Genomic DNA, 23,735 nt, shown 5'->3' with positions numbered 1-23,735 from the left:
GCGTCGGCCGGTCTGGGTCGGTACGTTGGGCCCATGACCGGCGACGACGCATGGGCAGGCCTCGAGGCGCGGGTACGGACGTGGATCGATGACGACCCCGATCCCCAGACGGCCGACGAGCTGCGTGAGCTGCTCGACCTGGCCTGTGCTGCACCCCCGACGATCGACCCGGGGGTCGACCCGACCCCCGCGCAACGGCTCGCGCTCGAGGACCGGGCGATGGCCCGGGACGACCTGGCGGACCGGTTCAGCGGCCTCCTGCAGTTCGGCACCGCGGGGCTGCGCGGGCGGCTCGGCGGCGGCCCTCACCGGATGAACCGCGCGGTCGTCATCCGGGCCGCGTCCGGCCTGGCGGACTACCTGCTGGGCGAGCTGGACGGTGTGCAGCCGCGCCCGCGCGTGGTGATCGGCTACGACGCCCGGTACAAGTCCGCGGACTTCGCGCGGGACTCGGCCGCCGTCCTGACGGCTGTGGGCATCGAGGTGCTGGTCCTGCCGTCGCCGCTGCCCACCCCCGTGCTCGCCTTCGCGGTCCGGCACCTGGGCGCCGACGCCGGCATCATGGTGACGGCCTCGCACAACCCGCCGCAGGACAACGGCTACAAGGTGTACCTCGGCGGTCGCGTCGTCGTGGACGCGGGCCAGGGCGCGCAGATCGTGCCGCCCGCCGACGCGGCGATCGCCGCCGAGATCGCGCACGTGCCCTCGGTCGCCTCGGTGCCGCGCGCGGCGAACGGCTGGACGGTCCTGGGTCCCGACGTGCTCGACGCGTACGTGGCCTCGGCGGTCGCGCTGGCACCCACGGACGACGCCACGCGCGCCGCCGCCGCCCGCCTGCGGATCGTCCTGACGCCGCTGCACGGCGTCGGGGGCCAGGTGGCCCAGCGCGTCCTGGCGGAGGCCGGGTTCACCGACGTCCTGGTGGTTCCCGAGCAGGCCGATCCCGACCCCGACTTCCCGAGCGTGGCGTTCCCGAACCCCGAGGAGCCGGGTGCGATCGACCTGGCGCTGGGGCTGGCCAGCGACGAGCGCGCCGACCTCGTGATCGCGCTCGACCCCGACGCCGACCGCTGTGGCGTCGGCATCCTGGACCTGCGGCACCGGTCGTACCGTGGGCCGGACACCGCGCAGGCGGAGGGCTGGCGCATCCTGCACGGCGACGAGACGGGCTCGCTGCTGGGCGCCGACCTGGCGCGGACCCCTCCGCGGGCCGGTTCGTCCTTCGCGAGCTCGATCGTCTCGTCGCGGCTGCTCGCCAAGATCGCGGGCCGCGCGGGCTACGGCTACGCGCAGACCCTCACGGGCTTCAAGTGGATCTCCCGGGTCGACGGCCTGGTGTTCGGGTACGAGGAGGCGCTCGGGTACTGCGTGGACCCGGCACACGTGCGGGACAAGGACGGCATCTCGGCGGCCGTGCTCGTCGCCGGCCTGGCCGCACGGCTCAAGGCCGAGGGCCGGACCGTCATCGACGCCCTCGACGACCTGGCCCGCGAGCACGGCCTGCACCTGACCGACCAGGTCTCCGCGCGGTTCGCGGACCTCGACCAGATCGGTGCCACGGTGCACCGCCTGCGCAGCAGCCCGCCCACCTCGCTGGGCGGGTCCCGCGTCACCGAGGTGGTCGACCTCGCCGCCGGGACCCTGGACGACCGCGACGGCCTGCCGCCGACCGAGGGCCTGCGGCTGCTCACGGCGGACGGGACGCGCGTCATCGTGCGACCCAGCGGCACCGAGCCGAAGGTCAAGTGCTACCTCGAGGTCATCGTGCCGCTGGACGCCGCGGCGGACGACGAGGCCGTGGGGCGCGCCCGGACCGACGCCCGCGCCCGCCTGGACGCCGTGGCGGCCGACGTGCGCGGGGCGCTGGGGATCTAGCGCGTCCGGGTGCAGGTCACCTGAGGCGCCTGCCGCCCGGTCTCGCCGGGGGCGGTGCCCTGGAACCCGAAGGTCGCGGTGTCGCCCGGACGCAGGCTGCCGTTGTAGGACATGTTCTCCGCCGTCACGGCGGACCCGCTGGTGCCCAGCCGCGCGTTCCACACCGAGGTCACCTGTCCGCCGGCGGGCAGCGTCCAGCCGACCGCCCACCCCCCGACCCCCGAGCTGCCGGCGGTGACCACGACCTGCGCCTGGAACCAGTTCTGGCCCTCGGAGCTCCAGTGGCTGGTCACCGTGTACGCCGCGGAGCACGCGCTCGCCGGCACCGGTTCGGGGGGCTCGACGCCGCCCTGCGTCGGCGGTGCGGACGGCACCGTCGGCACGTCCGGCTCGTCGGGCGGGGCCGTCGGCGCGGGGGTCGGGGCCGTGCTCGGAGCGGGCGTCGGGGACGTCGGCCCCGGCGTCGGCGTGCCGGTGGGCCCCGGGACCGCGCTGAGCGCCAGGTCGGCGGCCGTCATCGGGGTCGGCGCCGGGTTCGCGTCGGGCTCGCCCGCGCGCCCGTCGCACGACCGCGCCGGGTCGTACGTCAGGTAGGAGCCGGCCGTGCACCGGAAGTCGACGACCGCGTCGCCCCCTACCACCACGCTCCCGCTCAGGTGGGCCGACGAGCGCAGGAGCGCCACGTCCCGCACGACCACGTCCCCCTCGGCCACCGCGCCGGCCTCGACCCAGGCCCGCCCCTCGATCCGCACGTTGCCCCGCACCTGTGCGTCGCCGCGCACGACCGCGTCGGGACCGACGAACGCGGTGGGGTCCACCGTCGCCGCGTCGTCCACCCAGCCGCCGCCGTTCGGGTGCCGGTGGCCGCCCGACGGGATCGGCTCCGTGCCGTCGGCGGGCACGCTCGCGCCCGACACCCGGAACTCGTACGGGTAGCGCGCGACCTCCCCGAAACCCTCGTCGGAGGCGTGCGGGTGGTGCACGGTGGGGGCCCCGACGACGACCAGGTACACCTGCTCGTCCGTCCGCAGCGTGAGCTGCACCTCCTGGTCGAGGCTCTCGGTCACGGGGCTGTACCGGGGGACGCCGTCGCGGAGGACGACGAACCCGAAGCTCAGCCCCGCGTCAGGGGCGACCTCGTGCCCGCGCAGGCGCAGGTGGATGGCGCGCGCCCCGGGGTCGGGCGCGAGCCGGACGATCGTGAAGCCGTAGTCGGACGGCGCGAACGCGTCGAGCACCCGGTAGTGCCCGGGGTCGCCGTCGACGGCCTGGACCGGGGTGGTGCGGTCGGCGAGCAGGACGGGGTCGAGCTTGTCGACCGCGTCCGCGATCGCGCTGCCGTTGGCGAAGTCCCAGGACACGGTGCGCAGCGCGTACTCGGCGACCCGTCGGTTCAGGTCCGCCTGGCTGAGGCCGGTCAGGCGCTTGTAGGCGCTCAGGGGGTCCTCGCCGGCCTCGGCCTCGCGCCACAAGCTCGCGAGCAGCTGCTCGCCGTCACGCTCGGCGAGGTACTGGAGCAGCAACCAACTGCCGTCCCCGAGGCGCGGGCTCGGCCAGTGCAGCTGCGGGCTGCGCACCAGGTCCGCCGGGTTCCCGATGCCGCCGGGCGCCGCCACGGTGGCCAGGTAGGCGGCGCTCGCCGCCCAGTACGTCGCGGCGTCGTCGGAGGCGAACCCGCCGCCGGGCGTGTCGAGGACGGCGAACCCCTGGACGACCTCCGCGAAGCCGCGGGCGAGGTCCCAGGACGGGTCGAACTCGGAGCCCCCGGCGGGTGCCGGCTGACCCGTGGGCGGCGCCGTCGCGGACTCGTGCCCGCGGGCGGTCAGCGCGGCCACGTCCACGCGCAGCAGCCCGACGCCGTTGCTCACCGTGCCGGTGGCCCCGCGCCCGGGTTGGGCGAGCCCGCCGCCGGGGACGGCGGTGCGTGGGCCCGATCCCGGGCCGCGCGACCACGTCCCGTCGACGACGACCACGATCTTGTGCCGGGCGATCGCGCCGCGGTCGTCGACGACGCCGAGGTCGTGCACGTCGAGGGCGTACAGGGCGTCCAGCTGGGCGAGTGCGCGCGCGGGGTCGAACCGCAGCCCGGGCGGCGCCGTCGCCGGGTCGGCTCCCGCCAGGTCCCCCCAGGCGAGCACCACGTCCCGCCCTTCGCGCACGTGCCCGCGTTCCCACGACTGCGCCCAGGTGGCGGGCACCACCACGGTCTTGTCCGGCCGGAGGTGCCGCACGGCCGCGGCGAGCCCGGCGCCGACGACGACCAGGACGACGACGGCGACGACGCCGCGTCCCCACCGACCCATCCGGTCCGTCCTCTCGCGTGCTGCCCGGCTCCGCCGCAAGGCTGCCCCACTGTCGCCGAACGTCCGGGTCGAGTCAACGCCCCCGCGCTGCTCAGATGAGCACGTAAACCTACGACTGTTGCCACGGGGTGCGGCCGTGCCTACGGTGGGACGAGGCGGGAGGAACCGGATGATCGAGTCGGACGAGCTGCTGTCCATCCGCGCTGCCGAGCTGTACTACGAGGCGGACAAGACTCAGGACGAGATCGGCTCGATCCTGGCGCTGACCCGCTGGAAGGTCGGTCGGCTCCTGGCGCAGGCCAAGGCGAGCGGCTTCGTGCGCATCCAGATCGTCCACCCGCGGGCACGGCGGCTGGCGCTCGAGCGGCGGCTGCGGGAGACCTGCGGGCTCGCGGACGCGGTCGTCGTGTCCGCCACGGGCGTCGACGGCGCGGACGAGCTGCAGTCGCGCACCGCGCAGGCCGCCGCCGACTACCTCGCCGCGCTGCGCCCCGTCCCCCGCACGCTCGGGATCAGCTGGGGCCGCACGCTCGACGACCTCTCCCGGCACCTCGCGGACGGCTGGGGCTCCGGCGTCGACGTCGTCCAGATCAACGGCGGCATCAGCGTCAACCGGCGTGCCGGAACCGCGGCCGCCACCGCCGTCACCATCGCGCAGAAGGCCGGTGGGCACGCGACGCTGCTGCCCAGCCCGGCCATCCTCGAGCGGCTGGAGACCAAGCGGGCCATCGAGTCCGACCGCGCCGTCGCCGCCGTCCTGGACGAGGCCGCCGGTGCCGACGCCTACCTGTTCAGCGCGGGGGCCGCCGACGCGGGCTCCGTGCTGGTGGACTCCGGCTACCTCACGGCGGGCGACGTGGCCGAGCTGGTCCGGCGGGGCGCGGTCGGTGACGTCGTCGGCCGGTACATCGACCACCGCGGCGCCGTCGTCGACCCCGACCTCGACGAGCGCACCGTGGGCCTCCCGCTGGAGCACCTGCGCTCGGCGGCGCTCAGCATCGCGGTCATCGCCGGCCCGGCCAAGCACGCGGTCGCCCGGGCGGTGGTCGGCAGCGGCCTGTGCACGGTCCTCGTCACGGACGAGGAGACGGCCGTGCACCTCATCGAGAACCACCCACCGGTCAGCGACAGCAACGGTCAGTGAGGACCCGACATGACAGGCACCCAGGTCGTCCCCGGGGAGCGCGCACTCGCGCTCCTGGGCGGCGAGGCGAACGACGCGAACCTGCGCCGCTACCTGCACGGCATCCCCGGCGTCGACGCCGTCGGCCTCGAGCAGCGGGCGGCCGGGCTCGGCACGCGGTCGATCAAGACCACCTCCAAGGCGTGGGCGCTGGACCGCACCATCGGGCTCGTCGACCTGACCACCCTGGAGGGCGCGGACACCCCCGGGAAGGTCCGCTCGCTGGTCGCGAAGGGCATCACGCCCGACCCGGCCGACCCCACCTGCCCCCGCGTCGCCGCGGTCTGCGTGTACGGCGACATGGTCCCGCACGCGCTGCAGGCGCTCGGCGCCGCGCACGGTGACCCCACCGACGGCGGAATCAGCGTGGCCGCCGTCGCCACGGCCTTCCCGAGCGGGCGCGCCTCGCGGTCCGTCAAGCTCGCGGACACCGCCGACGCGGTCGCCGCGGGGGCCGACGAGATCGACATGGTCATCGACCGCGGGGCCTTCCTGTCCGGGCGCTACGGCCAGGTGCACGACGAGATCGTCGCCGTGAAGGAGGCCTGCCGCCGCCCCGACGGCACCTACGCGCACCTCAAGGTGATCCTCGAGACCGGCGAGCTGACCACCTACGACAACGTCCGCCGCGCCTCCTGGCTGGCGATCCTCGCGGGCGGGGACTTCATCAAGACCTCGACGGGCAAGGTCTCCCCCGCCGCGACCCTGCCCGTCACGCTGCTGATGCTCGAGGTCGTGCGCGACTGGCACCGGCTCAGCGGCGAGAAGGTCGGCGTGAAGCCGGCCGGTGGCATCCGCACGTCCAAGGATGCGATCAGGTACCTCGTGACGGTCGCGGAGACGGTCGGCGAGGAGTGGCTGACGCCGCACCTCTTCCGGTTCGGCGCCTCGAGCCTGCTCAACGACGTGCTGCTGCAGCGCCAGAAGATGGCCAGCGGGCACTACGCCGGCCCCGACTACGTGACGATCGACTGAAGGGCCCACCGATGTCATTCCTCGACTACGCCCCCGCCCCCGAGTCGCAGGCGGTCCTGCACCTGCGCGACTCCTACGGCCTGTTCATCGACGGCGAGTTCCGCGAGGGCCACGGCGTCCCGTTCGCGTCGATCTCACCGGCCACCGAGCAGCACCTCGCGACGATCGCGCACGCCGACGCGTCCGACGTCGACGCCGCCGTGGCCGCCGCCCGCCGCGCCTACGACCGGACCTGGTCGCGGATGTCCGGCGCCGACCGCGGCAAGTACCTGTTCCGGATCGCCCGCCTGGTGCAGGAGCGCAGCCGCGAGCTGGCCGTGGCGGAGAGCCTGGACAACGGCAAGCCGATCAAGGAGAGCCGTGACGTCGACGTGCCGCTGGTCGCCGCCTGGTTCTTCTACTACGCGGGCTGGGCGGACAAGCTCGACCACGTCGGCCTCGGCGCCCGTCCCGTCCCGCTCGGCGTCGCCGCGCAGGTGATCCCGTGGAACTTCCCGCTGCTCATGCTGGCGTGGAAGATCGCCCCGGCCCTGGCCGCCGGCAACACGGTCGTGCTCAAGCCGGCCGAGACCACCTCGCTGACCGCGCTGCTGTTCGCCGAGATCCTGCAGCAGGCCGACCTGCCGCCGGGTGTCGTCAACATCATCACGGGTGCCGGTGAGACGGGCGCCGCGCTCGTCGGGCACGGCGACGTCGACAAGGTCGCGTTCACGGGGTCGACCGCCGTCGGGCGGTCGATCGCGCGCACCGTCGCCGGCACCCACAAGAAGCTGACCCTCGAGCTGGGCGGCAAGGCGGCGAACATCGTGTTCGACGACGCCCCCATCGACCAGGCCATCGAGGGCATCGTCAACGGCATCTTCTTCAACCAGGGCCACGTCTGCTGCGCGGGCAGTCGGCTGCTGGTGCAGGAGTCGGTCCACGACGAGGTCGTCGACCGGCTCAAGGTTCGGCTGTCCACCCTGCGCCTCGGCGACCCGCTGGACAAGAACACCGACATCGGCGCCATCAACAGCGCCGAGCAGCTGGCGCGGATCCGCGAGCTCACCGACGCGGGCGAGGCCGAGGGCGCCGAGCGCTGGACCGCCGCGTGCACAATCCCGGAGAACGGGTTCTGGTACGCGCCGACCATCTTCACCAACGTCTCGACCAGCCACCGGATCGCGCGCGAGGAGATCTTCGGACCGGTCCTCTCGGTCCTGACCTTCCGCACGCCCGCGGAGGCGATCGCCAAGACGAACAACACGCCGTACGGCCTGTCCGCCGGCATCTGGTCCGAGAAGGGCAGCCGCGTCCTCGCCGTCGCCGACAAGCTCCGCGCCGGCGTGGTCTGGGCGAACACCTTCAACCGGTTCGACCCCGCGAGCCCGTTCGGCGGCTACAAGGAGTCCGGCTACGGCCGGGAGGGTGGCCGCCACGGCATCGCCGCGTACCTGACGAGCGGCACGACCGTGCCCTCCGTCGAGACCCCGCGCACGTCCGTCGCCAAGGGAGCCCGCACGTGACCCGCCTCGCCGTACCCAAGACCTACAAGCTGTACATCGGCGGGGCGTTCCCGCGCAGCGAGTCCGGTCGGACCTACGAGATCGTGAGCGCCAAGGGCGCCTTCCTGGCCAACGCCGCGAAGGCCTCGCGCAAGGACGCCCGGGACGCCGTCGTCGCCGCACGGGCCGCGGTCGGTGGCTGGTCGGGCGCCACCGCGTACAACCGTGGCCAGGTGCTCTACCGCATCGCGGAGCTGCTCGAGGGCCGACGGGCGCAGTTCGTGGCGGAGATCGTCGACGCCGAGGGCGTGTCCGCCGCGGTCGCGACCGCGCAGGTCGACGCGGCGATCGACCGGTGGGTCTGGTATGCCGGATGGGCCGACAAGTACGCGCAGGTGGCCGGCAACGCCAACCCCGTCGCGGGGCCCTACTTCAACATCTCGGTCCCCGAGCCCACGGGCGTCGTCGCGATCATCGCCCCGCAGGACTCGTCGCTGCTCGGCCTGGTCTCGGCCGTCGCCCCGGCGCTGGTGTCCGGGAACACGGTCGTCGTGGCGGCCGCCGAGCTGCTGCCCCTGTCGGCGATCAGCCTCGCGGAGGTGCTCGCCACCAGCGACGTGCCCAAGGGCGTCGTCAACATCCTCACCGGCTCGCCGGCGGAGATCGCCCCCTGGCTGGCCGGCCACCAGGACGTCAACGCGCTCGACCTGGTCGGTGCCGGTTCCCTCGACTGGGTCGACCTGCAGATCGCCGCGGCGGACACGCTCAAGCGCGTGCTCCCGCCGAACGGCCCGGGCTCGGCGGCCCCGTCGCTGGACCGCATCACCGCCTTCGTGGAGACCAAGACGGTCTGGCACACCAAGGGCCTGCTCTAGTCCCTTGCTCTAGTCCAGGGACGACGACGGCCCGCGCCCTTCCGGGTGCGGGCCGTCGTCGTGGTCGGGCTCAGGCCCTGTGGCGTCCGCCGCGGGCCGCCGCGTACGCGGGCCGGATGACCTGGTCGATCAGCGTCGAGCGCTCGTCGTGGTGCAGGAACGAGTGCGCGGCGGCGGTGACCGCCGCGTCGCGCAGGTCGACCAGCGTCCATCCGGCCTCCTCGACCAGGAGCGTGAGCTCCCGACTCATCGACGTGCCGGACTGCAGGCGGTTGTCGGTGTTCACGGTCACGGCGAAGCCCAGGTCGCGCAGCCGCGTGATCGGGTGGCTCGCGACCGACTCGGCGGCACCGGTCTGCACGTTGGACGACGGGCACAGCTCCAGCGGGATCCGACGGTCACGGACCCAGTGCGCCAGCGTGCCGAGCCTGTCGCCCAGCTCGTCGGCGGTGACGTCCTCGATGAGCCGCACGCCGTGGCCGATCCGGCAGGCGTGCGCCACGTGCACCGCCTCGGCGATCGACTCCAGCCCGGCCGCCTCACCGGCGTGCACGGTCGCCGGGAAGTCGGCTCGCGCGAGGGTGTCGAACGCGGCCGCCTGGCGCGACGGCGGGAACCCGTTCTCGGCACCGGCGATGTCGAAGCCGACCACGCCGTTGTCCCGGTTCGCCAGGGCGAGCGCCGCGATCTCGTCGCCGCGGTCCGCATGCCGCATGGCGGTGATCAGCGTGCCGATCCGGATGGAGCGCCCTGCCGCGGCGGCCTCGGCGATCCCCTCGGCGAAGCCCTCCTGCACCGCGTCGACCACCTCCTGCAGGCTCAGCCCCTGGGTCAGGTGCTGCTCGGGGGCGTAGCGCTGCTCGGCGTACACAACGCCGTCCGCGGCCAGGTCGACCACGGACTCGCGCGCGACGCGACGCAGCCCGTCCGTCGTCTGCATGACCGCGACGGTGTGGTCGAAGGTCTCGAGGTAGCGCTCGAGCGTGCCGGAGCTGGCGGCCTCGACGAACCAGCGACCGAGCGCCTCGGGGTCCGTCGCGGGCAGCTCGTGCCCGATCTCGGCGGCCAGCTCGATCAGCGTCGCGGGGCGCAGGCCACCGTCCAGGTGGTCGTGCAGCACGACCTTCGGCAGGGTCGGGATCGCCGCGACGAGCGCGGTGACCGTGTCGGCGGCCTCCGCCGGGTCGGCGGGCGCGTCAGCCACCAGGGGCTCGGAAAGGGTCATGCGCCCACCGTAGCGGGGCAAAGCCGCCCGAACAGACCTCAGGCGTCCGACGGCTCGTCGTCGGTCGGCACCTCGGTGTCCTGCTCGATCACGTCCGCCTCGTCGGCGTCACCGTCACGGTCGGGCCGCGGGAACCCGGGCTCGTAGTCCTCCGGTTCGGGCGCGGGGTCGACGGACTCGTCCTCGAGGCTGCGCGGACCGTCCGGGTCGACCGGCGCCAGACCGGCGTCCCGCCAGGCATCACTTCCGGGAACTGTGCTCATCTGGACATCGTGCCCCCGCCGCCACGGGGGCGCGAGGCGTCAGGCGTCGATGCGGTCGATCACCAGCGGCCGCGCGGGTGCGGCGGTGCCCGCGGGTGCGACGACGACCGCGCCGTCGAGCGCCTCGAACGCGCGCCCGAACCGCTCGGGGGTGTCCGTGTGCAGCGTCATGAGCGGCTGCCCGGCCCGGACGCTGTCCCCCGGCTTGGCGTGCAGCTCGACGCCGGCACCCGCCTGCACCGGGTCCTCCTTGCGCGCCCGGCCGGCGCCGAGCCGCCATGCGGCGATCCCCACGGCGTAGGCGTCCAGCTCGGTGAGCACGCCGTCGGACTGCGCGAGCACCTGCTCGGTCTCGCGCGCCACCGGGAGCGTCGCATCGGCGTCGCCGCCCTGCGCCTCGATCATCCGCTTCCACACGTCCATCGCGCGCCCGTCGGCCAGGGCGGCAGCGGGGTCGGCGTCGGGCTGCCCGGCGGCCGCCAGCATCTCCCGGGCCAGCGCCACGGTGAGCTCGACGACGTCCGCGGGTCCACCGCCGGCGAGCACCTCGACGGACTCCCGCACCTCGAGCGCGTTGCCGGCGGTCAGGCCCAGCGGCGTCGACATGTCGGTGAGCAGCGCGACGGTCCGCACGCCGGCGTCCGTACCGAGGGCGACCATCGTGCGGGCCAGCTCACGGGCACGGTCGACGTCCTTCATGAACGCGCCCGAGCCCACCTTGACGTCGAGCACCAGCGCGCTCGTGCCCTCGGCGATCTTCTTGCTCATGATCGAGCTGGCGATGAGCGGGATGGCCTCGACCGTGCCGGTGACGTCCCGCAGGGCGTACAGCTTGCGGTCGGCCGGGGCCAGCCCCGAGCCCGCCTGGCAGATGACCGCGCCGACGTCGTCGAGCTGGGCCATCATCTCCTCGTTGCTCAGGGCGGCGCGCCAGCCCGGGATCGACTCGAGCTTGTCGAGCGTCCCGCCGGTGTGGCCCAGGCCGCGGCCGGACAGCTGCGGCACGGCGACCCCGAACACCGCGACCAGCGGCGCCAGGGGCAGCGTGATCTTGTCGCCCACACCGCCGGTCGAGTGCTTGTCCGCCGTCGGGCGGGACAGGCCCGAGAAGTCCATCCGCTCGCCGCTGGCGATCATCGCCGCGGTCCAGCGGGCGATCTCCGCACGGTCCATCCCGTTGAGCAGGATCGCCATGTTCAGCGCCGACATCTGCTCCTCGGCCACGGCCCCGCGCGTGTACGCGTCGATGACCCAGTCGATCTGCGCGTCGCTCAGGCGGTGCCCGTCGCGCTTGGTGACGATGACGTCGACGGCGTCGAACTGCTCGCTCATGCTCGTTCCTCCAGGTCTGCGGGACCGAAGGCGTCGGGGAGCACCTCGGTCATCGGCTTGACGCCGTGCGCGGTCTCCACCAGCAGTCGCGCCCCGCCGTGCTCCCAGAGGAGCTGACGGCACCGCCCGCAGGGCATCAGCAGGTTGCCGTGCTTGTCCACGCAGGTGAAGGCCACGAGGCGTCCGCCGCCCGAGCCGTGCAGCCCGGAGACCAGCGAGCACTCGGCGCACAGCGTCAGGCCGTACGAGGCGTTCTCGATGTTGCAGCCGACGACCACACGGCCGTCGTCGACCAGCGCGGCAGCGCCGACCGGGAACTGCGAGTACGGCGCGTACGCCTTGTGCATGGCCTCGGTGGCCGCGGAACGCAGCGCGTCCCAATCTACGGATGTTGCGTTGTTCATTTCCGCTTTCACTTCGTGTAGGGGATGCCCTCTGCCGCGGGTGCGCGCACGCGCCCGACGAGCCCTGCGACGGCGAAGATCGTCACGATGTAGGGCGTCATCAGCATGATCTGGCTGGGGATGGGGGTCTGGATGATGCTCAGCTGCAGCTGGAGGTTGTTGGCGAAGCCGAACAGCAGTGCCGCAGCGAGGGCGCCCTTCGGGCTCCAGCGGCCCAGGATCATCGCGGCGAGCGCGATGTAGCCCTTGCCGTTGGTCATCTCCTTGCCGAAGGCGAGGCCCGCGGCCACGGTGAAGAAGGCGCCGCCGAGGCCGGCCACCGCGCCGCCCAGGACCGTGGCGCGCAGCCGGGTGCGGTTGACCTTGATGCCGACCGTGTCGGCGGCCTTCGGGTGCTCGCCGACCGACCGCAGGCGCAGCCCCCAGCGGGACTTGAACACCATGACCTGCAGCAGGATGACGACGACGTACATGATGTAGACGAGCACGGTCTGCCGGAACAGCACCGGGCCGATGACCGGGATCTGCGAGAGCACCGGGATGCTGATGACCGGCAGGCTCGGCGGGTTGTTCCAGGTCTCCGGGTTCTCCTTGAGCACGGTGGAGAACAGGTAGCTGGTCACGCCGACCACCAGGACGTTCAGCACGACGCCGACGATGATCTGGTTGACCACGTACTTGATCGAGAAGAGCACCAGCAGCAGGCCGACCAGGGCCCCCGCGATCGGCGCGGCGATCAGGCCGGCGTACGCGCTGCCGGTCAGGGTCGCGACGACCGCGGCGAGGAACGCCCCGGCCAGCAGCTGACCCTCGATCGCGATGTTGATGATGCCGGACCGCTCGCACAGCAGGCCCGCCAGGGCGCCGAACACGAGCGGGATGGCCAGGAACAGCGAGCCCTGCAGCAGCCCGGTCAGGGGCAGCGCGCTGTCCTTGCCCGCGACGGCCCACACGAGGAACGCGAAGACCATGAGCACGCCGTAGGTGATCGGCAGCCAGACGCCGGCCTTCTCGCGGCGGCGCGTCTCGTAGAACGACACCCCGGCCAGCGCCAGCGCGGCGAGGCACAGCACGATCGCGGTGACCTTCGACGGCACCGAGAACGGCGTGAACTGGATGAAGTCGCGCGCCGTGGACACGCCGAAGGTGCTGACCACACCGCCCTTGCCGAGCAGGCCGAAGGCGATCAGCCCGAGGACGGCCACGGCCGCGTAGGCGATCGGGGCGTGCCAGCGGATGGGGGGCAGCACGGGCTCGGAGGCGGGGCGTGCCGACGCCGGGGCGTCGATCGTGGCGGCGCTCATGCGCTGACCTCCTTCGCTGTGACGGGGACGATCGGCTTGGGTGATCGCGACCCGCCTGCTGACGGGAGCCGGAACACCGAGCGGACCAGCGGCGGGGCCGCGATGAACAGCACGATGAGGGACTGCACGACGAGCACGATGTCGATCGGCGTCCCAGTGCGTGCCTGCATGACCACGCCGCCGGCCCGCAGGGCGCCGAAGAGCAGGCCCGCGAGCACGGTGCCGAGCGGCTTCGACCGGCCGAGCAGGGCGACGGTGATGGCGTCGAACCCGAAGCTGGCCGCGACGCCGGCGGTGAGCACGCGCTCCGTGCCGAGCACCTGCGCCGAGCCGGCCAGCCCTGCGAGCGCTCCGGCGGTGAGCATGACCCAGACGTAGGTCGAGTTCACCGAGATGCCCGCGGTGCGTGCCGCGTCGGGGTTGGACCCGACCGCCCGGAACCGGAAGCCGATGGTCGAGCGCTCCATGAGCCACCACGTGAAGAACGCCGCGGCGATGGCCACCAGGAAGCCCGCGTGCAGCCGGTAGCCCGTGCCCAGCAGCAGCGGGTACACCCCGGTGTCGGCGATGGGCGGGCTCACCGGGTTGTTGCTCCCGGTGCGCTGGAACGGGTCGAGGCTCAACAGGTACGCCACCAGGTAGATAGCGATGTTGTTGAGCATGATCGTGACGATGACCTCGTTCGCACCCGTGCGCGCCTTGAGCACACCGGCGATGCCGGCCCACAGGGCGCCACCGAGGGCCGCGCCGAGGACGCAGAGCACCAGGTGCAGGCCCATGGGGAGGTCGAACGTGAAGCCGATGAACCCGGCGAAGATCCCGCCGAGGATGATCTGGCCCTGCGCACCGATGTTGAACAGGCCGGCGCGGAAGCCGATGCCCAGGCCGAGACCGGCCAGGATGAGCGGCGTCGCGACCGTGAGCGTCTCGGTGATCGGTCGGATCGCCCGGCGGAACTCCTCGGCGCGCGGGTCGAAGACCGCGCCCGCGAACAGGGCCGCGTAGGCATCGGACACGGCGGTCCACGCCAAGCCGAGCAGGTCACCGGGGCGCGAGAAGAAGTAGCCGGCCGCGGCCTGGACCTCCTGGTTGGCGGCCGCGATGAGCAGCCCGCCGATCACGAGCGCCAGCACGACGGCGAGGACGGACACGAGCCAGCTGCTCGACACGATCTCGTGCAGGATGCGCCGACCGCCGTCCGGCTCCTGGGTGGGCTGCTCGGCACCGGTCTGCCCCGAGGGCGGGACCTGAGCGTCGGGCAGCGGGACGGGCGGCTGGCCGCTCACAGCTCCTCCAGGGGAAACGGGAACGCGTCGGGGGCGGGGGGCGGGGGTGGTTCATGGGCCGCCTCGAGGTCGGCCTCGCCGAGGGCCGTGTGGTGCGCGGCGGCCTGGCGGACGGCCTCCTCGAGCGGGACTCCGGCCATCATGAGGCCGAGGACGTCGCGGTCGGTCCCACCGGGCACGTCGCCGACGATCCGGCCGCGGTACATCACGAGGATGCGGTCCGCGAGGGCGAGCACCTCGTCCAGCTCGGTGGACACGATGATCACGGGCGTGCCGCTGTCGCGCTCCTGGACGATGCGCGAGTGCACGAACTCGATCGAGCCGACGTCGAGGCCTCGGGTCGGCTGCGACGCGATGAGCAGCCGCAGGGGCCGGGACATCTCGCGCGCGAGCACGACCTTCTGCTGGTTGCCGCCGGAGAGCATGCTCGCGGTGGCGTCGATCGAGCTGGTGCGGACGTCGAACTCGGCGATCCGCCTCTCGGCGTTCTCCCGCACGGCCGCGGGCCGCAGGGCGACCCCGCGCGCGAAGGGCTCGTGCCGGTGCAGGTCGAGGATGAGGTTCTCCGCGATGGAGAAGTCGGCGATGACGCCGTCCGTGGAGCGGTCCTCGGGGACGAACCCGATGCCCGCGTCCAGCACGTCCCGCACGGAGCGGCCCACGAGCTCGTTGCCGTCGAGCTGCACGGAGCCGGCGACGGGCGCCTGCAGCCCGAGCATGACCTCGGTGAGCTCGGTCTGGCCGTTGCCCTGGACGCCGGCGATCGCGACGATCTCGCCGCGTGCGACGTCGAACGAGACGTCGTCGAGCTGTCGCACGCCCGCCTCGTCGATGACCGTCAGGTGGCGCACCTGGACGGTGCGCTCGCCGGGTACGGCCACCGCACGCTCGACGCCGAGGGACACCGACCGGCCCACCATGAGCGAGGCGAGCTCGGTCTCGGAGGACGTCGGCTCGGCCGTGCCGACCACCTTGCCGCGGCGGATGACCGTGATCCGGTCGGCGACGGCGCGCACCTCACGCAGCTTGTGGGTGATGAAGACGATCGAGGTGCCGGACTCCTTGAGCTGGCGCATGATCGCGATCAGCTCGTCGGTCTCCTGCGGGGTGAGCACAGCCGTGGGCTCGTCGAGGATGAGGACCTTGGCCTGGCGGGACAGCGCCTTGATGATCTCGACGCGCTGCTGGACGCCCACCGGGAGGTCCTCGATGTACGCGTCGGGGTCGACGTGGAACCCGAACCGGTCGGAGATCTCCTTGACCCGGCGTCGCGCCTCGGGAAGGTCGATCAGGCCGCCACCGCGCACCGGCTCGTGGCCGAGGACCACGTTCTCGGCGACGGTGAAGACGGGTACCAGCATGAAGTGCTGGTGGACCATGCCGATCCCGGCCGCCATCGCGTCCCCGGGCCCGCCGAACGCCACGGGGGCGTCGTCGACGAGGATCCGTCCGCCGTCGGGCTGGTAGAGCCCGTAGAGCACGTTCATCAGGGTGCTCTTGCCGGCGCCGTTCTCGCCGAGGAGGGCGTGGATCTCGCCCGGCTCGACGACGAGGTCGATGTGGTCGTTGGCGACCAGATCCCCGAACGTCTTGGTGATGCCCTGCAGCTCCAGCTTCACCGGTCGTCTCCCTCGACGTCACATCTGTTCTCAGACACTATCCATCCCCAGGTCGGGTCCGTGCCGGACAGGCCGACGGCCCGGGCGCGGAGCCCGGGCCGTCGACCTGCTGTGGTGCGTCAGATCACTTCGGGGAGGCGTCGGACTCGACGACGATCTCGCCGTCGATGATCGCCGTCTTCAGCTCCTCGATCTTCGCCTTGGTCTCCTCGGAGACCTTGGAGTCGAAGTCGTGGAACGGCGCCAGGCCGAGGCCGTCGTTCGCCAGCGTGCCGACGTACGGCTGGAAGCTGAACTCGCCGTCGACGGCCTCGCTGATCGTGTCGAAGACGGCCGGGCCGATCTCCTTCATGACCGAGGTCAGGACGATCGGGCCGTACTGCGTGGTCTCGAACCAGTCGGCGTCGACACCGATGATCGAGACGTTGCCGGCGGCCTCGGCGACGGACGCCGTGCCCAGGCCGACCGGACCGGCGACGGGCATGATGACGTCGGCGCCCTGGTCGATGAAGGACTGGCCGATGTTCTTGCCGTCGTCCTGGCTGTCGAAGTTGCCGGCGAAGACGCCGGTCTGCGCCTCCTTGTCCCAGCCGAGCAGCTGGACCGACGCGCCGTTGTCCTCGTTGAACTTGGCGACGCCGTCGGCGAAGCCGTCCATGAAGATGGTGACGGACGGGATGTCGACGCCACCGAAGGTCGCGACCTTGCCGGTGGCGGACTGCGCGGCGGCGACGTAGCCCGCGAGGTACGCGGCCTGCGACGTGTCGAACAGGATCGGCTTGGCGTTGTCCAGCGTGACCGGCGCGAAGTCGGCGTCGGAGAAGGCGCTGTCGACGAGCGCGAAGTCGACGTCCGGGTTCGCCTCGGCGGCGGCCTGGATCGGGTCCTCGAGCAGGAAGCCGACGCCGATGATCAGGTTGCAGTTCTCGGCGATCAGGCTGTCGATGTTCGGGGTGTAGTCGGTGTCCGCGGCGGACTCGACCGTCGCCACCTCGATCCCGAGCTCCTCCTCGGCCTTGGTCAGGCCCTCGAAACCGGCCTGGTTGAACGACTTGTCGTCGAACCCGCCCGCGTCCGAGACCATGCAGGCCTTGTAGTCGACGCTCGCAGCGGTCTCGCCGCCGGTCGCCTCGTTCTCCTCGGGGGCACTGCCACACGCAGCAAGCGCGAGGGCGACGGCCCCGCCGAGCGCGGCCACTCGAATGATCTTCTTCACGCGACTCTCCTGGATCTCGTCAACAGCCGGTCCGGCTGGACCGACCGTGCGGGTTAGCACGACGGTGTACCACCACAGCTTCTGGGGTTGCCCGGCTTCGATCCTCGGACCTTAACGACCCCGCCGTGTCGTTCACGTTACCGACGGGTATCCACGCCGGTTCCGTTACCGACTTGGTATGTGTCGGCCCAGGCGACGGACCTCCGTCTCAGCCGGCGAGCAGCGCCGTCCGCGCGAGCAGCAACGCCCCGACCTCGATCGCGCGCTCGTCCACGCGCAGGTCGCCCTGGTGGATGTCGTACGTGTGACCGCCGGGCGTCCGGGAGCCGAGGCGTGCCATCGCGCCCGGCACGTGCGTGAGGTACCAGGCGAAATCCTCGCCGCCGAGCGACTGCTCGGTCAGCACCACGGACGACGGGCCGAGCACGTCGCGCGCCGCCGCCTCGAGCACCCCCGTCGCGTGCGCGGCGTTCTCCACGGGCGGCACCCCGCGCTGGTGGCGGACCTCGGCGGTGACGCCGAGCGGCGCGACCACCTGCTCGACGGCGGCGTGGAACACCTCCGACGCCTTCTCCCAGGCGCGCACGTCGAGGCACCGGAGCGTCCCCTTCACGGTGCCGGTCGCCGGGATGGCGTTGTGCGCCTGTCCGGCCTGCACCGCGCCCCACGTCAGGTTCACCCCCGAGCGGGGGTCGAGCCGTCGGCCGAGGATGGCAGGCACCTGGGTGATCACCTGGCCGAGCGCGAAGACGACGTCGCCGGTCAGGTGCGGGCGCGACGTGTGTCCGCCCGGCCCGGAGACCGTCACGGTCACCTCGTCGCTCGCGGACGTGATCGGGCCGATCCGCGTGCCGACCTGACCGACGTCGAGCTTGGGGTCGCAGTGGAACGCGTAGATCTCCGCGACGCCGTCCAGCCCGCCGGCGGCGATGACGTCGAGCGCTCCCCCGGGCTGCACCTCCTCGGCGGGCTGGAAGATCAGCCGCACCCCGGTCCGCAGCTCGTCGACCACCTGGGCGAGCACCAGGCCCGCACCCAGGACGGCCGCGGTGTGCACGTCGTGGCCGCAGGCGTGCGTCACGCCACGCACGGTCGACGCCCACGGCACACCGCTCGTGTCCTGCACAGGCAGCGCGTCGAGGTCGGCCCGCAGGGCGATCCGCTTGCGCCCGGTCGTCGCCGGCCCCGGACCGATGTCGCAGACCAGGCCGGTGCCCGGCAGGAGCCGGGGCGCCAGGCCGGCGGCCCGCAGCCGGTCGGCGACCAGGCCGGTGGTCCGGACCTCGGTCCGGCCCAGCTCGGGGTGCGCGTGCAGGTCGCGCCGGAGGGCGACGAGCTCGTCGCGCAGCTGTGCGACCAGCTCGGCCAGGCGTGCGGACATGGGCTCCGTCGGCTCCGCCCGCAGGGTGCTGAGCGGGGCGGCGACGGGGGCGGGGACGGCGGGGGGCACGGCCTCGACCCTAGTCGCGAGCGGGTCGCGGGCCGATCCCGGGCGCCTCAGAGCAGGTCCTCGCGGCCGCGCGCCCGCCAGCCGTCGACCGCGGACTTCACGGCCTGCGCGTGCGCCAGCGTGGTGACCAGCACGGCGTCGGGCGTGTCCACGACGACCGCGTCCGGCAGCCCCACGACCGAGACCGTCCGGCCGCCGCCGGGCACCACGAACGCGCCAGGCGCGTCGATCCGCAGGGTGAGGTCGTCGTCCCCGAGCGTGTCACCGGTCAGCAGGTGCGCCAGCGAGTCGAAGTCGCCGATGTCGTCCCAGGTGAAGTCGCCGGGCACCACCGCGACGCCGCCGGCGGCGGCGACCGGCTCGGCGATCGCGTGGTCGATCGCGATCTTGGTCAGGCCCGGCCAGACCCGGTCGAGGACCTCGGCCCGCTCGGGACCGTCCCACGCGGCGGCGATCTCGCGCAGACCCGCCGCCAGTGGCGGCAGCTGCGCGGCCAGGTGGTCGAGGAGCACGCGCGCCCGCACGATGAACATGCCCGCGTTCCAGCGGTACTCCCCCGTCGCCAGGTAGGCGGACGCGGTCACGGCGTCGGGCTTCTCGGCGAACCCCTCGGCGTGCGCCACGCTCGGCGCCTCGTCGAGCCCGAGCGACGCGCCCGAGCGGACGTACCCGAACGCGGTCGACGGCCCCGTCGCGGTGATCCCGATCGTCACGACGTACCCGGCGTGCGCGGCGACGACGCCCTCGCGCACGGCACGCTCGAACGCCTCGGTGCCGTGGATCACGTGGTCGGCCGCGAACGAGCCCAGCACCACGTCCTCGCCGTGCCGCTCGAGCAGGACCGCGGCGGCCAGGCCGATAGCGGCCATCGAGTCCCGCGGCGACGGCTCCGCCAGGACGTCGGCGGTCCCGAGCTCGGGCACCTGGGCGGCGACCGTCTCCGCGTGGCGCGCCCCGGTGACGACGAGCACGCCACCCTCACCGGTCAGGGGGAGCAGCCGGTCGACCGTCGCCTGCAGCAGCGTGCGGCCGGAGCCGGTGAGGTCGATGAGGAACTTCGGGTGGCCGGCGCGGGACAACGGCCACAGGCGCGTGCCCGCACCGCCCGCCGGGACGACGGCGTGGAAGCCGGGGATCGAGGTCGACATGGGGGCCAGGGTAACGACCGCGGCACCGTGCCCGGAGGCTGTGGAATACCTCACACGGGGCCCCGGCCGACGGGTCCGGCCTGAGCGGTTCACTAGTGTGGGTACGACAAGGACGCCGTCGTCCGCACCTCGTACTCGCCAGGAGGCTCTCCGTGCCACCAGCGCCAACAGCGCCGGCCGCCCGAAAGGTGCCCGCCGGAACGCTCTACCGCGGGCGTGAAGGCATGTGGTCGTGGGTCGCGCACCGCGTGACCGGCGTCGCGATCTTCTTCTTCCTACTCGTGCACGTGCTGGACACGTCGCTCGTGCGCATCTCCCCCGAGGCGTACAACGACGTCATCGGTACGTACAAGAACCCGATCATGGGCATCGGCGAGGCAGGCCTGGTGGCCGCCATCGTCTTCCACGCCTTCAACGGTATCCGGATCATCCTGGTGGACTTCTGGGCCAAGGGTCCTAGGTACCAGCGCGTGATGCTGTGGGTCGTGATGGGCCTGTTCGTCCTGACGATGGCCGGGTTCCTCCCGCGGCACCTCATGCACGTGTTCGGAGGCGAGTGATGACCACGATCGCCGACCCGAAGGCCCCGCGCCCTCCCCGGGCACGCCCGTCCCGCGTGACCACGCGCGGCAACAGCGAGCTGTACGGCTGGCTGTTCATGCGCGCGTCCGGCGTCATCCTCATCGTCCTGATCTTCGGGCACCTGTTCGTCAACCTGGTGGCCGGCGAGGGCATCTCGGCGATCGACTTCGGCTTCGTCGCCGGCAAGTGGGCCTCGCCGTTCTGGCAGGTCTGGGACCTGCTGATGCTCTGGCTGGCGATGATCCACGGCACCAACGGCGTGCGCACGATCATCAACGACTACGCGGAGCGCGACGGGACGCGGCTGGTGCTCAAGGGCCTGCTGTACCTGGCGTTCGTCGTCGTGGTCGTGCTCGGCACGCTCGTGATCTTCACGTTCGAGCCGTGCCCGGCGGGCTCCCCGGCGGACCTGCTGCCCTCGTTCTGCACGGCGTAGCCCCTCCCCTGGACGCGCGCTCCCTCAGCAAAGGAAGGCATCGACCTCGATGCAGACCCACCAGTACGACGTCGTGATCGTCGGCGCCGGCGGCGCCGGGATGCGCGCGGCGCTCGAGTCCTCGACCCGCGTGCGCACGGCCGTCATCTCCAAGCTCTTCCCGACGCGCTCCCACACCGGGGCGGCGCAGGGCGGCATGTGCGCCGCGCTGGCCAACGTCGAGGAGGACAACTGGGAGTGGCACACCTTCGACACCGTCAAGGGCGGTGACTACCTGGTGGACCAGGACGCCGCGGAGGTGATGGCCAAGGAGGCCATCGACGCGGTCCTCGACCTGGAGAAGATGGGCCTGCCGTTCAACCGCACGCCCGAGGGACGGATCGACCAGCGCCGCTTCGGCGGGCACACCCGCAACCACGGCGAGGCGGCCGTGCGCCGGTCCTGCTACGCCGCGGACCGCACCGGTCACATGATCCTGCAGACGCTGTACCAGCAGTGCGTCAAGAACGAGGTCGAGTTCTTCAACGAGTTCTACGTCCTCGACCTGCTGGTCGACCACGACCTCGCTGCCGGCCACGTGCCCGACGGCGAGGAGGTCAACGTCTCCGGTGTCGTCGCCTACGAGCTGGCGACCGGGGAGATCCACGTCTTCCAGGCCAAGTCGGTGGTGCTGGCCACGGGCGGCGCCGGCAAGATCTACAAGACGACCTCCAACGCCCACACGCTCACGGGTGACGGCATGGCGCTGGCGTACCGCCGCGGCATCCCGCTCGAGGACATGGAGTTCTTCCAGTTCCACCCGACCGGCCTGGCGGGTCTGGGCATCCTCCTGTCGGAGGCGGCGCGCGGTGAGGGCGCGATCCTGCGCAACTCCGAGGGCGAGCGCTTCATGGAGCGCTACGCCCCGACCATCAAGGACCTCGCGCCCCGCGACATCGTGGCGCGGTCGATGGCCAACGAGGTCCGCGAGGGCCGGGGAGCCGGTCCGAACAAGGACTACGTGCTGCTGGACCTCACGCACCTCGAGCCCGCGCACATCGACGCCAAGCTGCCCGACATCACCGAGTTCGCCCGCACCTACCTGGGCATCGAGCCGTACACGGAGCCCGTGCCGGTCTACCCCACGGCGCACTACGCGATGGGTGGCATCCCCACCAACATCGAGGCCGAGGTGCTGCGCAACTCCACCGACGTGATCCGCGGGCTGTTCGCGGCAGGCGAGGTGGCGTGCGTGAGCGTGCACGGCTCCAACCGGCTGGGCACCAACTCGCTGCTCGACATCAACGTCTTCGGCAAGCGGGCGGGCATCTCCGCCGCGGCCTACGCGCAGACGGCGTCGTTCGTCGAGCTCCCCGAGGACCCCGCCGCCACGGTGGTGGCCGGCCTCGAGGAGATCCGCACGCGGCCCGACGGTGAGCGCGTGGCGGACCTGCGCAAGGCGCTCCAGGAGTCGATGGACAGGAACGCGCAGGTGTTCCGCACCTCGGAGTCGCTCACGCAGGCGCTCGACGACATCAAGTCCCTGCAGCGGCGGTTCCGGCACGTGTCCGTGCAGGACAAGAGCCGCATGTTCAACACGGACCTCCTCGAGGCCGTGGAGCTCGGCTTCCTGCTCGACATCGCCGAGACGGTCGTAGTCGGCGCCCTCAACCGCGACGAGTCGCGCGGGGGGCACTTCCGCGAGGACTTCCCCGAGCGGGACGACAAGAACTACATGCGGCACACCATGGCGTACCGCCGCCCGCTGCCCGCCAAGGGCCACCGCCTGTGGGGCACGGAGGGCGATGGCGACCACAAGGGCCCCTTCGCCCACACGACGGTGTTCGAGGACTACCAGTTGGTGCTGGGGTCCAAGCCCGTCACGATGACCCGCTACCAGCCGATGGAGCGTAAGTACTGATGACTGCGACTCTCGAAGCGTCCACCCCGAACTCCGAGGTCGGGGCCGTCCCCAGCTTCGACGTGACCCTGAAGATCCGGCGCTACCTGCCCGACGACGGTGCCGGCGCGCCCGAGCCCTACTGGGACGAGTTCACGGTCCGCGCCCACGGCACCGACCGTGTGCTCGACGCGCTGCACAAGGTCAAGTGGGAGGAGGACGGCTCGCTGACGTTCCGTCGCTCCTGCGCGCACGGCGTGTGCGGCTCCGACGCGATGCGGATCAACGGCCGGAACCGGCTCGCGTGCAAGACGCTGCTCAAGGACCTCGACCCGAGCAAGCCGATCATCGTGGAGCCCATCAAGGGCCTGCCGGTGATCAAGGACCTGGTCGTGGACATGGAGCCGTTCTTCGCCTCCTACCGCGAGATCATGCCGTTCCTCATCACCACGGGGAACGAGCCGACCAAGGAGCGCCTGCAGAGCGCCGAGCAGCGCGAGCGGTTCGACGACACGACCAAGTGCATCCTGTGCGCCGCGTGCACCTCGTCGTGCCCGGTGTTCTGGACGGACGGGCAGTACTTCGGCCCCGCCGCGATCGTCAACGCGCACCGGTTCATCTTCGACAGCCGCGACGAGGGCGGCACCCAGCGCCTCGAGATCCTCAACGACAAGGAGGGCGTGTGGCGCTGCCGCACGACCTTCAACTGCACGGAGGCGTGCCCCCGCGGCATCGAGGTGACGAAGGCGATCCAAGAGGTCAAGCGTGCGATGATCACGCGCGCCATCTGACCGACGGCTCACGCACCGAAGGGCGCGCCCCCCGTGTGCACCTCGGTGTGAAGACTTCGTACCGCCTGGCGATACGAAGTCTTCACGCGAGTCGCGTCGCGGGTG

The 23,735-nt window shown here is 72.4% G+C and carries 20 protein-coding genes; 9 read left to right on the top strand and 11 right to left on the bottom strand.

Annotated features, from left to right (window positions below):
* The first annotated feature begins 33 nt into the window (after nt 1-33).
* Nucleotides 34-1,875, top strand: coding sequence for a phospho-sugar mutase (locus KG102_RS03745; RefSeq protein WP_208290445.1), 1,842 nt, complete (start codon nt 34-36; stop codon nt 1,873-1,875).
* On the opposite strand, the gene KG102_RS03740 is transcribed toward KG102_RS03745, so the two are convergent.
* A complete protein-coding gene (locus tag KG102_RS03740) occupies nt 1,872-4,178 on the bottom strand; it encodes a DUF6055 domain-containing protein (RefSeq protein WP_208290446.1) in 2,307 nt (768 codons plus the stop codon). The genes KG102_RS03745 and KG102_RS03740 overlap by 4 nt on opposite strands.
* A 169-nt stretch (nt 4,179-4,347) precedes the next feature.
* On the opposite strand from KG102_RS03740, the gene KG102_RS03735 reads away from it, so the two are divergent.
* The 4 genes from KG102_RS03735 to KG102_RS03720 are packed head-to-tail and all read left to right on the top strand — an operon-like array spanning nt 4,348 to nt 8,695.
* Nucleotides 4,348-5,322 carry a sugar-binding transcriptional regulator gene (locus KG102_RS03735; protein WP_208290447.1) on the top strand — a complete coding sequence of 325 codons (975 nt, stop codon included), beginning with the start codon at nt 4,348-4,350 and terminating at the stop codon, nt 5,320-5,322.
* Nucleotides 5,323-5,331: 9 nt separating this feature from the next.
* Entirely contained in the window at nt 5,332-6,336 is a 1,005-nt protein-coding gene (deoC, locus tag KG102_RS03730; protein WP_208290448.1) for a deoxyribose-phosphate aldolase, read from the top strand.
* Between the two features lie 11 nt (nt 6,337-6,347).
* Nucleotides 6,348-7,841: an aldehyde dehydrogenase family protein gene (locus KG102_RS03725; protein ID WP_208209826.1), complete on the top strand. Its 1,494-nt coding sequence runs from the start codon at nt 6,348-6,350 to the stop codon at nt 7,839-7,841.
* A complete protein-coding gene (locus KG102_RS03720) occupies nt 7,838-8,695 on the top strand; it encodes an aldehyde dehydrogenase family protein (protein ID WP_208290449.1) in 858 nt (285 codons plus the stop codon). The genes KG102_RS03725 and KG102_RS03720 overlap by 4 nt, the downstream gene beginning before the upstream one ends.
* Before the next feature lie 70 nt (nt 8,696-8,765).
* Here KG102_RS03720 and KG102_RS03715 read toward each other — a convergent pair whose 3' ends face one another.
* From KG102_RS03715 to KG102_RS03670, 10 genes are all read right to left on the bottom strand, one after another.
* Nucleotides 8,766-9,920 (bottom strand): adenosine deaminase, encoded by a 1,155-nt coding sequence (locus KG102_RS03715; RefSeq protein ID WP_208290450.1) that lies wholly within the window; start codon nt 9,918-9,920, stop codon nt 8,766-8,768.
* A 38-nt stretch (nt 9,921-9,958) separates the two neighbouring features.
* Entirely contained in the window at nt 9,959-10,183 is a 225-nt protein-coding gene (locus KG102_RS03710; RefSeq protein WP_208209829.1) for a hypothetical protein, read from the bottom strand.
* 39 nt (nt 10,184-10,222) lie between these two features.
* The gene (locus KG102_RS03705; RefSeq protein ID WP_208209830.1) at nt 10,223-11,515 is read right to left on the bottom strand and encodes a thymidine phosphorylase; all 1,293 of its coding nucleotides are present in this window, start codon (nt 11,513-11,515) and stop codon (nt 10,223-10,225) included.
* Complete coding sequence (locus tag KG102_RS03700; protein ID WP_208209831.1) at nt 11,512-11,919, bottom strand: cytidine deaminase; 408 nt, start codon at nt 11,917-11,919, stop codon at nt 11,512-11,514. Before KG102_RS03700 ends, KG102_RS03705 begins: the two co-directional genes overlap by 4 nt.
* A gap of 8 nt (nt 11,920-11,927) precedes the next feature.
* Nucleotides 11,928-13,223, bottom strand: coding sequence for an ABC transporter permease (locus KG102_RS03695; RefSeq protein ID WP_208290451.1), 1,296 nt, complete (start codon nt 13,221-13,223; stop codon nt 11,928-11,930).
* Nucleotides 13,220-14,509 carry an ABC transporter permease gene (locus KG102_RS03690; protein WP_372438460.1) on the bottom strand — a complete coding sequence of 430 codons (1,290 nt, stop codon included), beginning with the start codon at nt 14,507-14,509 and terminating at the stop codon, nt 13,220-13,222. Before KG102_RS03690 ends, KG102_RS03695 begins: the two co-directional genes overlap by 4 nt.
* Nucleotides 14,506-16,128 carry an ABC transporter ATP-binding protein gene (locus KG102_RS03685; protein ID WP_208290452.1) on the bottom strand — a complete coding sequence of 541 codons (1,623 nt, stop codon included), beginning with the start codon at nt 16,126-16,128 and terminating at the stop codon, nt 14,506-14,508. Before KG102_RS03685 ends, KG102_RS03690 begins: the two co-directional genes overlap by 4 nt.
* Nucleotides 16,129-16,252: 124 nt before the next feature.
* Nucleotides 16,253-17,344 carry a BMP family lipoprotein gene (locus KG102_RS03680; RefSeq protein WP_208209834.1) on the bottom strand — a complete coding sequence of 364 codons (1,092 nt, stop codon included), beginning with the start codon at nt 17,342-17,344 and terminating at the stop codon, nt 16,253-16,255.
* 208 nt (nt 17,345-17,552) lie between these two features.
* On the bottom strand, nt 17,553-18,725 hold the full coding sequence (locus KG102_RS03675) for an amidohydrolase (RefSeq protein WP_208210920.1): 1,173 nt from the start codon (nt 18,723-18,725) through the stop codon (nt 17,553-17,555).
* A 116-nt stretch (nt 18,726-18,841) separates the two neighbouring features.
* On the bottom strand, nt 18,842-19,942 hold the full coding sequence (locus tag KG102_RS03670; protein ID WP_208209835.1) for a mannose-1-phosphate guanylyltransferase: 1,101 nt from the start codon (nt 19,940-19,942) through the stop codon (nt 18,842-18,844).
* Between the two features lie 188 nt (nt 19,943-20,130).
* Here KG102_RS03670 and sdhC point away from each other — a divergent pair, with 188 nt between their 5' ends.
* The 4 genes from sdhC to KG102_RS03650 are packed head-to-tail and all read left to right on the top strand — an operon-like array spanning nt 20,131 to nt 23,630.
* The gene (sdhC, locus tag KG102_RS03665) at nt 20,131-20,502 is read left to right on the top strand and encodes a succinate dehydrogenase, cytochrome b556 subunit (RefSeq protein ID WP_307802342.1); all 372 of its coding nucleotides are present in this window, start codon (nt 20,131-20,133) and stop codon (nt 20,500-20,502) included.
* Nucleotides 20,502-20,960, top strand: coding sequence for a succinate dehydrogenase, hydrophobic membrane anchor protein (gene sdhD, locus KG102_RS03660; RefSeq protein ID WP_208209837.1), 459 nt, complete (start codon nt 20,502-20,504; stop codon nt 20,958-20,960). Before sdhC ends, sdhD begins: the two co-directional genes overlap by 1 nt.
* A gap of 49 nt (nt 20,961-21,009) precedes the next feature.
* The gene (sdhA, locus tag KG102_RS03655; protein WP_208290453.1) at nt 21,010-22,860 is read left to right on the top strand and encodes a succinate dehydrogenase flavoprotein subunit; all 1,851 of its coding nucleotides are present in this window, start codon (nt 21,010-21,012) and stop codon (nt 22,858-22,860) included.
* A complete protein-coding gene (locus KG102_RS03650; RefSeq protein ID WP_208209839.1) occupies nt 22,860-23,630 on the top strand; it encodes a succinate dehydrogenase iron-sulfur subunit in 771 nt (256 codons plus the stop codon). The genes sdhA and KG102_RS03650 overlap by 1 nt, the downstream gene beginning before the upstream one ends.
* Nucleotides 23,631-23,735: the final 105 nt, after the last annotated feature.

Origin of the sequence: Cellulomonas fengjieae, assembly GCF_018388465.1 — a bacterium.
Taxonomy (GTDB): domain Bacteria; phylum Actinomycetota; class Actinomycetes; order Actinomycetales; family Cellulomonadaceae; genus Cellulomonas; species Cellulomonas fengjieae.
The sequence above is the reverse complement of the archived record's forward strand: the minus strand, read 5'-3'. Positions and strand labels throughout refer to the sequence as shown.